A 10946-nucleotide genomic window follows, 5' to 3' on the forward strand; every position below is an offset into this window, starting at 1 on the left:
GAGGGCTCAGTACACCGGCGCCTCGGTGCCGTACCACACAGCCTGCTGGATCTTGCGGTCCGCCCGCAGTTGCACGTCCTTGCCGACCTGCGCGACCTGCGCGACCTTGAAGTCGACCTTCTCTTTCAGCTTGTGCGCGGGCAGTTGGCTCCACGGGGTGGTGTTGAACTCGTAGAGCGTGCCGGTCGACGTGTTGTAGTGGTCGGCGATCCGGGAGTCCAGCTTGGTGTTGGCCTCACCCTTGCGTGGCAAGGGACCGCAACATCGCCTGGCGGGACTTCACCCGTGTCAGATCAGGACTGCGGCGAGAGCGCGGAACGCGTCGGCGGGGAATGCCGTGGCGTCGCCGCCATTGAGTACCTGGACCGCTACCTCGTCGGCGCCCGCTTGGTAGTGCTTGTCCAGCCCGGCAGCGACCTCTTCGGCTGTGCCCCAGGGAATCAGGGCGTCGACGAGCCGGTCGCTGCCGCCTTCGGCGAAGTCCTCGTCGGTCCAGCCGAACCGCCGCAGGTTGTTGGTGTAGTTCGGTAGGGCGAGGTATCCGCTCGTGTATTGCCGGGCCGTGGCGCGCGCCGCGGTGGCGTCTGCTTCGAGGACCACCGCGACCTCGGGAGCGAGCAGCCGGTCAGGCCCGATTGCCGCCCGAGCCTCGACGGTGTGCTCGGCAGGGACGAAGTACGGGTGCGCCCCGGCTGAACGGTCGCGGGAGAGCTCAAGCATCCGTGGGCCGAGTGCGGCCAGGATCCGCCGCTCGGCAGGGAGCCCGGCCGCGTCGAGACCGTCGAGGTACTCCACCATCCTCGAATACGGCTTGCGGTAGGTGGTGCCGCTGCCTTCCACCACCACGGCGTGGCTGGCGCCGAGACCGAGCAGGAACCGGCCGGGATGGGCCTGCTCCGCGTCCTGCCCGAACGCCGCCACCTCAGGGGGCGACGAGTGCCAGATGCTCACGATCCCTGACGCGACCCCGATGCGCTTGGTCCCGTCCAGGATCTCCCGGAAGCGTGGGGCGACGTTCTCCCCGAAACCGCCCGAGAACCAGAGCCGCGAATAGCCGAGCTCCTCCAACTCCGTCGCGGCGTCGATGGCAGCGCCCCGACTCGCGCTACTGAGGAAGAACGGTTGCCATACGCTGACGAGTCGCTGTGCCATACCGGAACACTACGCACCAGTTCCGGTAAGAGCCCACCGCCGCACCGGTGCCGTCCTGGCTCGCAGAGATCCGCAGCGAGAGCGCGGTCCGGCGGACGCGCTCGCAGCTCCCTGGCGAAGCCGAGCACGTCCCACCCTGGACCGCCAGCGTCCGTACGGGTGTCAAAGCCGTATCGACTATGGCGGCAGGGGGGGGCGCAGCCTGGCCCCGACAGTCGGTCATCGGTGAAGCCGCGTAGGTCTGGACGGCACCGGCAAATGGCGGGAAATTGCTCGGCGTGCGGTGGCCAGGGCAGTTAGGTTGCCGGACGTGAGCAGAATCGTCTCGGTCAACCTGGCGGTGCCGGAGCCCAACCCGGCCAAGGGCGTTGGTGTCACGGGTATCAACAAGCGACCGGTTGATCATCCGGTCGCCGTACGTGCGCCGGGGCCCAAGACGACGGGACTGCACAGCGGCCTGGTTGGTGACCAGATCTTCGACGTCGAGCATCACGGCGGCGACGACCAGGCCGTTTACGCGTACGCGCTGGAGGACTACGGCTGGTGGCAGGTGCGGTTGGGTCGGCGGCTGTCCAACGGGCTCTTCGGCGAGAACCTGACGACCGAGGGCGTAGACGTCAACGGCGCGGTCATTGGCGAGCGGTGGCGCGTCGGTGCGCGGTTGGTCCTCCAGCCGACCTTCGGTCGCATTCCGTGCGTCACGTTCCAGCACAAGATGGGCGAGCCGGGCTGGGTGAAGTCCTTCGCCCAGGCGAACCGCCCGGGCGCCTACTTGCGGGTGTTGGAGCCGGGCGAGGTGCGGGTAGGCGATCCGGTGACTGTGGAGGACCGTCCGGCGCACGGGGTGTCGATCGCGAAGGCGTTTCGCGCGTACCTGACCGAGCCGGAACTGCTGCCTGAGTTGGTCGACGTCGACGGGCTGCCCGACGATCTGCGCGAGACCCTCGCGGAACGGCTTCCCCGGCGGCGGTAGCTCGTGACAGCCCTTGCCAGCGAAGGGCTACCGGCTACCGGTGAGCAGGGCGTCGCGCATCCGGCGAGCCAGCCAGTCCCGGAAGGCTTCCTCGGTCCAGCCACAGCGCAGCACGAACGCACCGTAGTGGGCCGGGTCGTTGTAGAACCACAGCTGGTCGATCGCCAGCTCCGTGTCGGGGCCGGGTCGCCACGGGGCGTCGAGGGTAGCGATGTGTTCGACCACCATCCGTGCCCCCGCCCGCCGATTGCGCAGAAGCGTCTCCCAGATCTCGGCCAGTTCCGCCGTCTCGTCGGCGGCGCGCCGCACGACCTCGAAGATGTGGGATGCCCGGCTGCCGATCAACGTGCAGACGCCGGCATAGCCGTCGAGGACTCCGCCCGGACTCGTCGCTTCCCAGACCGGACGGAACCAGGGGCGCTGGGCGATCGGCACGGGTTCGTCGTCACCGGCCAACGCCTCGTCCAGAACCTGCCGCAGCAGGGCGGGCTTGGAGCCGAACGCGGCGAACACCGTGGGGCGGGCCACCCCGGCGGCGGTGGCCACGTCGGCAAGCGACGTCGCGCCGTACCCGTGGGCGGTGAAGAGGTCGGTGGCCGCTCGCACCACTGCCTGGCGGGTGCGGCGGGCGCTCTCCGCCCGCACGGGTGAGCGGTACGGGCGGGCCTGCTTCTCGCCCTTGACTTCTTCCATGGCTGGGCAATACTAGCAACATATTCACCGTACCGGCGTAATATCGAATAGCTGACGGCTACCGAATGTGATGCCCACCATGGAGGAGGCGCCATGACGGCCCACCCGTACCTACTTCGTCAGGACGACGGCCAGGCCTACTGGTTCCTCGGCAACCTGGTGACCCTCAAGGCCACCGGAGCCGACACCAACGGCAAGCTGACGGTTGCCGAATTCGTCAACCCTCCCGGCTTCGCCCCGCCCCTGCACCGGCACCAGGTGGAGGACGAGATGTTCTACGTCATCTCGGGTACCGCCCGGTTTCTCTGCGGTGGCGAGGAGTTGGAGGCAGGGCCGGGCGACTTCGTCCTGCTGCCGGTCGGAGTGCCGCACAGCTTCGTGGTTGGCGCGGACGAGCCCTTGCGGGCTCTCCAGATCACCACTCCGGCGGGGTTCGAAGGGTTCGCCGCCGAGGCCGGTTGCCCCGCGCCGCAACGGCGGCTTCCCGATCCGGCACCCATCGACCCGGCCGCCCTGGGTCACGCAGCCGCCCGGCACGGCATCGAACTGCTCGGCCCGCCGCCGCGCGCCTGATCGTCAGGGGACTCTGAGGGGGTCGCCCAAGCCCATCGCGGTCGGCTGTCCGCCAAGGGCCGGGGCCTCCGGCTAGACGCCGCTCGCGCCGCATCGACAGGCCCCGCCGTGAAACGGGCCTACGGCTTGTGAGCGAGGAGCCCGACGAAGGTGTGGTAGGTGTCGGTCTGGTTCGGAGCGGGCGTACCCGGCTCGGGACGCCACTCGGCCAGCGGCACCAGCCCCGGCTCCAGCAGCGTCAACCCGTCGACGAAGGTGAGGATCTCCTCGTCCGTACGCCACCGTCCGGTGCCCAGCGACTCGTTGAAGACCCGCTCGACCTCGCGGGCCTTGCGGGAGCCCTCCGGGTCTCGCTCACCCGGGTCACGGAAGTGCGAGATCGCCACGTAACTGCCGGAGGGCAGCGCGTCGATCAACGCCCCCGCCACCGCTCGCGGGTCCTCGTCGTCACCGAGGTGGTGCAGGATCGCGAAGAGCAACAGGCCGATCGGCCGGTCGAAATCGAGGAATCGGCGTACGTCTGGATGGTTGAGGATCTCGTGCGGTGCCCGGATGTCCGCCTGGATCACCGTCGCGGTGCCCTCCCTGGCGAGCAGGGCCCGCCCGTGGGTAAGGACGATCGGGTCATTGTCCACGTACACCACTTGGGCCGTCGGGTTGTGCTCGGTGGCGACCTCGTGCACGTTGCCCTGGGTGGGCAGGCCCGATCCGATGTCGAGGAACTGGTCGATGCCGGCCTCGGTGACAAGGTGGCGGATCACTCGACGCAGAAAGGCGCGGTTCGCCTGGCCGGCTGCCGGCCCGTCCGGTGTGATCCGCAGAGCGTGTTCGGCGACCTTTCGGTCGACCTCGAAGTTGTCCTTGCCGCCGAGGAAGAAGTCGTAGACCCGGGCCACGCTGGGAATGTTGGGGTCGATGCCGGGGGGTGCCGCCTTGTCGCGGGTCACAGGCGTCTCCATTCGATTCGGGACAGCACCCGCTGACGTCTGCGTGCGGTGCCGGGGTTGCGGCGAGTGTAGCGATCGGAAGGACTGAATTTCGCCCCCGGCTGGTACCGCTCCCACCGGAGGTCTGCCGCACGTCTCACAGCCCAGGCCACCCCTCACGGATGGTAGTCGCACAACTATTTTTCCGGGCGGTGCAACTTCCCGGACGGGTGGCTCCGTTCTACCTCCGTCACAGGGGGAGGCAACAGACGTGAAAGCCGACGACGAGCAGGCATTCCGCGAGTTCGTGACGTCAGAGATGACGTCGCTGCGCAAGCTGGCGTACGTGACCTGCGGCGACTGGCACACGGCAGAGGACGCCGTGGCCAACGCGCTCATCAAGCTCTACCCGCGCTGGCGGAAGCTGGAACGGCCCGATCTCTACGTCAAGACCATGGTCTACCGGGCCGCGATCGACGAGACCCGCCGGCCCTGGCGGCGCGAGCGGTCGGCCGGCAACGCCATGCCGGAGGTCACAGGCGGGGACCCGGTCAGTGCGGCCGACGAGCGGATGCGCCTGCGGGCGGCGCTCGACGCCGTGCCGGCGCGGCAGCGGGCCGCGGTCGTGCTCCGGCACTACCTGGGTCTGAGCCTGGAGGACACGGCCGGCGTCCTCAACTGCACGGTGGGCACGGCCAAGAGTCAGGTCTCCCGCGGCCTGGCGAAGCTGCGCGAGTCACTGGCCGGCGAACGCATCAATCTGAACGGCACGTCGATGGAGGAGTGGACAAATGCAGTTGCATGACCTGGTGGACGCCGTGACGGGCGACGAGCCGCCGATGGCCCGTACCGCCGACGACATCATCACGGCAGGCCGGCGGGCCGAGCGGCGTCGTCGGGCCGGCTTCGCGTCGGCCGGCGCGGCCGGCCTCGTCGCGGTCGCGGTCGCCGGCGCGTTCCTGCTGCCGACCCTGGCCGCCGAGCAGAGCACCCCGGTCGCACCGGCCCCGGCCGGCGCGGCGACGTCCGAGGTCGACGCGGCCGAGTGGTCCGACGCCGCGCCGTTCACCTTCACCTTCAAGGGGTACGACGCGGGCACGCTGCACGTGCAGGACCCGATCGTGGTGTCCACCGCGTACCAGATCGCCTCCGTCTACTCCGACGGCCACACCTCGAACGACAAGCCCGTCACCAAAGAGGAGGCCGATGCTCAGGGCGACACCATCGAGCAGAAGAAGAAGGCCAGCGGGGGGAAGCCAAGCCTGTGGGCGTACCTGACCGTCTACCGACCGGGCGCCTTCGACCCCGCCGGGATCAAGGACGGCAGGAACGTCACAGTGGCCGGGCGCAAGGCCGTGCAGGCGACACTGCCGGTCGGCCTCGATCCGCGGAACGAGTTGGACCCGGGCAACAAGCTGTTCGCCTGGGAGTACGCCGACAACGCCTGGGCGGCCGTCACGTCGGTGTCCAGCGACGACGCCACCCCGAGCTTCGAGACCCTGGGCGGCCTGGTCGAGGGCTTGAAGCCCAGCCAGCCGACGCCGGCCCTGGTGCCGTTCACGGTGGGCTACGTGCCGCAGGGCTACAAGCCCCTGCAGATCGGCACGCACGCCATGCCCGGACTCAGCGGCATCGCCGCGGCCCGCGCCGGTGATTACGGCGGCGCGACGTACACCAAGCCAGCGGCGCCCACCTCGGGCCTGACCGCGCCGTACGACGCGGTCGAGGGCGCCATCAAGGACGGGTTCCACATCTTCGTCACGCCGAGCACCAGCTCGAACCAGTCGCCGGAGCCCGGCACCACGAAGTGCTACAACGGATCCGACCGGCGCGTCGGCGACGGCGGCGGCCCCGAAGACGGCGGCTTCTGCAACATCTGGAGCGCCGACGGAAGGGTCGTCCTCCAGGTCAGCACGAGTGGCCTCGGCAACGGACTGCCGCAGTCCGAGCTGGAGAAGATCGCCAAGGGAATCACGGTCGCCGACGTCAAGGACGAGTCGACCTGGACCCCTGCCGCGAAGGCCCTCCAGCCGTAACAACCAGCGCCGGACACCACGGGCGGCTCTCTACCGTCGCTCGGCTCCGGGACGCGCACCATGGTCACGGGCAACTGCCGGCGGTTCCGGCAGTTGCCCGTGACCGTCTGCGGAGGCGACAACTTGTCTAGGGCTCGAGTGTGGCGGGCATGCTGAAGGCGGCGACGTGGCGGGCGCCGATGAAGGCGTTGCTCTCCACGATCTTCCCGTTCTCGATCCGGAGTACGTCGACGACCAACGCCTCGTAGTGCGGGCTGCCGGGCCGGCGGAGATAGTTGATCAATGCCGGGCGCCCGTTGGCCGAGGTGGGGAACGTACGCCAGTCGAGCGGTCGGCCGAGGAACTCCGCGGCCGCGTCGATCCCGACGACCGGCGGCTCGGGCGGCATCGTGATCCGTACGTCCTCGGCGAGCAGTGCCCGGATCGTCTCCGGGTCCTTCGCGTTGGCGTAGCGGCGCAGGATTTCTTCGTCCTCACAGGTGAGCTGCGGGCGGCGCCAGTCCTTCGGGTCCGACGGCGCTTGCCGTCGGAGGGTGTGGCGGGCCCGCTGGAGGAGGCTGTTGACGGCCGCTACGGCGGTGTCGAGCGCGGCGGCGATCTCCTGCGGCGTCCAGCCGTGGACGTCGCGCAGCACGAAGGCCGCCCGCTGCCGCGGCGGCAGGTACATGAGCGCTGCGATCACGGCCAGCTCGACGGTTTCCCGGGCGGCGAGACCGGTCTGCGGATCGTCGGCCAGCAGGGCGTCGGGATAGGGACCGAGCTCGGTGGACCACTCCAGCGGGTCACCGTACGGTACCGTCCGGTGACCGGCCGCCTTGCGGCTATCGAGGAAGACGTTTGTGGCGATCCGGTAGAACCAGGTGCGCGCCGACGCGCGACCCTCGAAGCGGTCGCGAGCCCGCCAGGCACGCAGGAAGGTCTCCTGCACCAGGTCGTCCGCGTCGGTGACGTTCCCGGCGAGGCGGTAGCAGTGCACGTGTAGCTCACGCCGGTGCTCGTCGAAGGCGCGCTGCAGCCAGACCGCCTGCTCGTCAGGCGCGTCGGACATGTGATCTCCCCGGGGCTGACTGGTCCTCACAACCGTACTGACGACCACGGACCCCATCCGTCATCGGACACCGATGACGATCGCCGACTCGGTCGTCTGTACCTGTGACCGATCCCCGCTCCACGAAGGAGATAGCCGTGACGGCAACCCCCGCGTCCAGCGCCGCCGCGCCCCCGGTCGTCGACCGGGAGACCTGGCTGCGTGAGCGCAACGAACTGCTGGTCCGGGAGAAGGCCCATACACGCGAAGGAGACGCGATCGCAGCCGCTCGTCGTCAGCTGCCGATGACCTTGATGCCGACGGTGACGGTGCGGGGCCCTGGCGGGGACACCCCGCTGGTGGAGGTGTTCGAGGGCCGCCGGATGCTCATCGCCTACTTCCACATGTGGCACGACGGCAAACCGTACGAGCATCAGTGTGAGGGGTGCACCTTCTCGACCTGTCACATGCAGATGCTGGACTACCTGCACGCTCGGGACGTCACCTACGCCGTGTTCTGCCAGGGTCCCTACGACGAAAGTGCCCCATTCGCGGAGTTCATGGGCTACAGGTTCCCCTGGTATTCGGCGAAAGACTCCGACCCGGCTCTGGCCGACGGTCGTGACTTCGGGTTCATCGCGTGCTACCTGCGCGACGGCGACGACGTCTACGAGACCTACTGGACCACCGGGCGGGGCGTGGAGGCGTTGATGACCACCTACCACGCCCTGGACCTCACGGTGTACGGCCGGCAAGAGAACTGGGAAAACTCGCCTGAAGGCTGGCCGCGGGTCACCGGGCACCCGTGGCGTCTCAACGGCCGCCCCACCGCGCAATGGTCACGCCCCGGCGTCGCACCGCGATGACGTCCTGATGATCGAGGTGATCATGCTCGGGTCGGCCGCGGTGTCAGCCTGCTGCTGCGTCGTGCTCACCTGACAGAGGTGACCGGTTGCCGCTGTTTGGCGAGGCGGACGGCGTCGTGCGGGGTGCCTTCATCGGGGGTGAGGGCATAGCCAGCGCGTTCGTACAGCCTGATGTTGCGGTTGCTGCGGCGGCCGGTGAACAGTTCGTAGTGCTCGGCCTTCTGGGGGGCCTGCTGCTCGACGTGCGTCAGGAGCCAGGTGCCGATGCCGTTGCCGGCCTGGTCGGGAGCGACCATGAGGCGACCGATCAGCCATGCGCGCTCATGCGCCCGTGCACGCACCGCTGCCACGAGGCGTCCGTGCCGCCGTACGCACCACAGTTGCCAGGTCGGCATCGATTCGCGCAGTTCGTCAAGTGTCTCCCGCAGCGGCGCCAGGTCGAGGGTGTCGTTCGCGAGGGCCTCCTGCACCCAGCAGCACCGCTGGAGCACGAGCAGTTCGGCCAGGTCGTCGGGCTGGGCTGTGGTCAGCCTCAGCCCGTCGACCGGCCCGGTGACCTCACTCTCGGGTTCGGTACGCAGGGACCGCATCGCTGAGGCCACCCGGGTCAGCTCACGCAGCATTCTGCGGGCGGTCTCGTCGAGTCCTGCGGATTGCAGTACCTGCCCGTTGCGTGTGCTGTCGGCGATGCGCAGAGCGACTGTCGCACCGATGGGCATCATCTTCAATGTGGTGACGACCTGCTTGGCCATCTGCACGGAGCGGGTGCCGGCCGAGGTGTTGCCGTAGCTGACGAACGCCACCGGCTTCCACGCCCACTCGTGGTAGAGGAAATCGAAGGCGTTCTTCAACGCCGCAGGCATTGCGTAGTTGTATTCGGGTGTCACCACGACGAACGCGTCGGCGGCGGCAACCCGTCGGCTCCACGCCCGGGTGTGCTCGTGCGCGTACACGCCGCTGGAGGGGTGCTCGGGCTCGTCGAGCAGCGGCAGCCCGATGTCGGCCAGGTCCGCGGTGTCGACAGTGACCCCGGCGCGGGTGGCCGCCGGAAGGGTCGCCTGGACGAACCAGTCGGCGATTGCCGGGCCCAGCCGTCCGGGGCGGGTGCTGGCGACGATGACAAGTACGTGCAGGGGTGAGGCCGCTGAATTCGATGACATGTCACAGAAGCTAGCCGAGTTTTCAATGACGTGTCAACGAGTAGTACTGTGGCCAGGTGGACACCCAGTGGCTCAGCAAGGACGAGGAGCACGCGTGGCGTGCCTTCCGGCGACTGCTGACGGCGCTGCCGGCACGGCTCAGCCAGGACCTGGCCCGCGACTCGGGGCTGTCGCCGGCCGACTACGAGGTGCTGAGCACGCTCTCGGAGAAGCCGAACCGGCGGTGGGCGCTCAAGGACCTCGCCGCCAAGATGGAGTGGTCGCGCAGCCGGCTGTCCCATCACGCGGCCCGCATGCAGGCGCGAGGGCTGATCGACAAGGAGCCCGACCCGCAGGACGCCCGGGGCTGCATCCTGCACCTGACCGATGACGGCTTCACGGTGCTGGAGGAGGCCGCCCCGCACCACCTTCGTTCCGTACGAGCGCGGTTCCTCGATCATCTGAGCCCGGACGAACTCGCGGTGCTGCGCAAACTGTCGACCCGGATCGCCGACCTGCCGGACTGATGACCGGAATCACCGGGCAGCCGGCGGCGCGGTGCCGGGCTCGTCGCCATCCGGTCGGGCCTGTGGGAGCGGTGCATCGACCGCACCCACAGGCTCTGCCGGATCGGGCCAGGGCCCCCGGCGTCAGCCCGCGACCGACCGGAAGACCGGGTAGAAGCCGCCGGACTGGCCGGCCGCGGTCGGGTGGTAGGAGATGCCGATGTTTGCGAAATTCAAGGCGTGCAACCACTTGTCGCCGTAGCTGCACAGTTGGTGTCCGACGAACTTCGACCGTACGTCGGCGAAGGTGAAGCCGGCGGCCAGGGCGGCGCTTCGGGTGATGTCATCCACCAGATTGATGCCCTCGTTGATCTTCGCGCGGGAGGTGGCGCTGAGCCCGACACACGTCGTGCCGAGCTGGTAGAAGACCGGGTAGCCGACGACCACCACCCGGGCCGAGGGCGCCCGGGTGCGGATTCCGTTGTAGACGGCGCGGAGCAGGTTGGCGAGGTCGGCCCGGGCCTTGTCCTGGGCGGCCTGCACGGCGGCCACGCAGTCGGTGGTCCCGTAGAGCACGCAGGTGGTCATGATGTTGGCGAAGCCGACATCGTTGCCGCCGACAGTGACGCTGACCAGTGTGGTGGTGGCACTGAGCGCGCTGAGCTGCGTGTTGATCACACTAGTGGTGGTGGCTCCGGAGCAGGCAACCGAGCGGTACGACGCGGGTCGAACGTTGGTGGCGTACAGCGCCGGGTAGGCGTTGGTGCTGCGCTGACAGGAACCGCTTTCGGCGGTGTAGCTACCGGCACCCACCCCTGAGGAGTAGGAGTCGCCGAGAGCGACGTAATGGTCGGCGGGAGCAGCCTGGGCAGGCGCTGCCAGGGTGAGGGTGGCACCCAGGGCCGCGGCCAGGCTCAGGGCGAGGGTTGCCAGACGGGATCTCCACACGTCGCGCTCCGGTGGTTAGGAGGATCGGTGTGAAATAGATACCACTAAATATTGATGTAGGAAAGATTCCTGCGAGCCCAGCCGCTGCTGATCGGCCTACAGCGCTT

At 68.8% G+C, this 10946-nt stretch carries 13 protein-coding genes; 6 read left to right on the forward strand and 7 right to left on the reverse strand.

Going from position 1 to position 10946, the window contains the following annotated elements; translation table 11 throughout:
* Positions 1-6: 6 nt before the first annotated feature.
* Both ABZ808_RS00735 and ABZ808_RS00740 read right to left on the reverse strand, forming a co-directional pair.
* A complete protein-coding gene (locus ABZ808_RS00735; RefSeq protein WP_356998941.1) occupies positions 7-252 on the reverse strand; it encodes a hypothetical protein in 246 nt (81 codons plus the stop codon).
* A gap of 36 nt (positions 253-288) precedes the next feature.
* On the reverse strand, positions 289-1152 hold the full coding sequence (locus ABZ808_RS00740) for a TIGR03620 family F420-dependent LLM class oxidoreductase (RefSeq protein ID WP_356998943.1): 864 nt from the start codon (positions 1150-1152) through the stop codon (positions 289-291).
* 310 nt (positions 1153-1462) lie between these two features.
* Between ABZ808_RS00740 and ABZ808_RS00745 the strand changes: the two genes are divergently transcribed.
* Positions 1463-2125: an MOSC domain-containing protein gene (locus ABZ808_RS00745; RefSeq protein ID WP_356998946.1), complete on the forward strand. Its 663-nt coding sequence runs from the start codon at positions 1463-1465 to the stop codon at positions 2123-2125.
* A gap of 27 nt (positions 2126-2152) precedes the next feature.
* Here the strand turns inward: ABZ808_RS00745 and ABZ808_RS00750 are convergent, their stop codons facing one another.
* Positions 2153-2818, reverse strand: coding sequence for a TetR/AcrR family transcriptional regulator (locus tag ABZ808_RS00750; protein WP_356998948.1), 666 nt, complete (start codon positions 2816-2818; stop codon positions 2153-2155).
* Positions 2819-2911: 93 nt separating this feature from the next.
* On the opposite strand from ABZ808_RS00750, the gene ABZ808_RS00755 reads away from it, so the two are divergent.
* Positions 2912-3391 (forward strand): quercetin 2,3-dioxygenase, encoded by a 480-nt coding sequence (locus ABZ808_RS00755; RefSeq protein ID WP_356998951.1) that lies wholly within the window; start codon positions 2912-2914, stop codon positions 3389-3391.
* 119 nt (positions 3392-3510) lie between these two features.
* On the opposite strand, the gene ABZ808_RS00760 is transcribed toward ABZ808_RS00755, so the two are convergent.
* Positions 3511-4338 (reverse strand): SAM-dependent methyltransferase, encoded by an 828-nt coding sequence (locus ABZ808_RS00760; protein WP_356998954.1) that lies wholly within the window; start codon positions 4336-4338, stop codon positions 3511-3513.
* Positions 4339-4588: 250 nt separating this feature from the next.
* Between ABZ808_RS00760 and ABZ808_RS00765 the strand changes: the two genes are divergently transcribed.
* Both ABZ808_RS00765 and ABZ808_RS00770 read left to right on the forward strand, forming a co-directional pair.
* A complete protein-coding gene (locus ABZ808_RS00765; protein ID WP_356998957.1) occupies positions 4589-5122 on the forward strand; it encodes a SigE family RNA polymerase sigma factor in 534 nt (177 codons plus the stop codon).
* Positions 5109-6353 (forward strand): hypothetical protein, encoded by a 1245-nt coding sequence (locus ABZ808_RS00770; protein ID WP_356998959.1) that lies wholly within the window; start codon positions 5109-5111, stop codon positions 6351-6353. Before ABZ808_RS00765 ends, ABZ808_RS00770 begins: the two co-directional genes overlap by 14 nt.
* Before the next feature lie 127 nt (positions 6354-6480).
* Here the strand turns inward: ABZ808_RS00770 and ABZ808_RS00775 are convergent, their stop codons facing one another.
* Positions 6481-7401, reverse strand: coding sequence for an RNA polymerase subunit sigma-70 (locus ABZ808_RS00775; RefSeq protein ID WP_356998961.1), 921 nt, complete (start codon positions 7399-7401; stop codon positions 6481-6483).
* A 137-nt stretch (positions 7402-7538) separates the two neighbouring features.
* Here ABZ808_RS00775 and ABZ808_RS00780 point away from each other — a divergent pair, with 137 nt between their 5' ends.
* Entirely contained in the window at positions 7539-8246 is a 708-nt protein-coding gene (locus ABZ808_RS00780) for a DUF899 family protein (RefSeq protein ID WP_356998963.1), read from the forward strand.
* A gap of 65 nt (positions 8247-8311) precedes the next feature.
* Here ABZ808_RS00780 and ABZ808_RS00785 read toward each other — a convergent pair whose 3' ends face one another.
* Positions 8312-9406 (reverse strand): bifunctional NAD(P)H-dependent oxidoreductase/GNAT family N-acetyltransferase, encoded by a 1095-nt coding sequence (locus ABZ808_RS00785; protein ID WP_356998965.1) that lies wholly within the window; start codon positions 9404-9406, stop codon positions 8312-8314.
* Positions 9407-9462: 56 nt separating this feature from the next.
* Here ABZ808_RS00785 and ABZ808_RS00790 point away from each other — a divergent pair, with 56 nt between their 5' ends.
* The gene (locus tag ABZ808_RS00790; RefSeq protein WP_356998968.1) at positions 9463-9912 is read left to right on the forward strand and encodes a MarR family winged helix-turn-helix transcriptional regulator; all 450 of its coding nucleotides are present in this window, start codon (positions 9463-9465) and stop codon (positions 9910-9912) included.
* A 123-nt stretch (positions 9913-10035) separates the two neighbouring features.
* Here the strand turns inward: ABZ808_RS00790 and ABZ808_RS00795 are convergent, their stop codons facing one another.
* Positions 10036-10839, reverse strand: a complete 804-nt coding sequence (locus ABZ808_RS00795; protein ID WP_356998971.1) for an SGNH/GDSL hydrolase family protein — start codon at positions 10837-10839, stop codon at positions 10036-10038.
* Positions 10840-10946 lie beyond the last annotated feature (107 nt).

The organism is Micromonospora sp. NPDC047527, from assembly GCF_040643015.1.
Taxonomy (GTDB): Bacteria; Actinomycetota; Actinomycetes; order Mycobacteriales; family Micromonosporaceae; genus Micromonospora.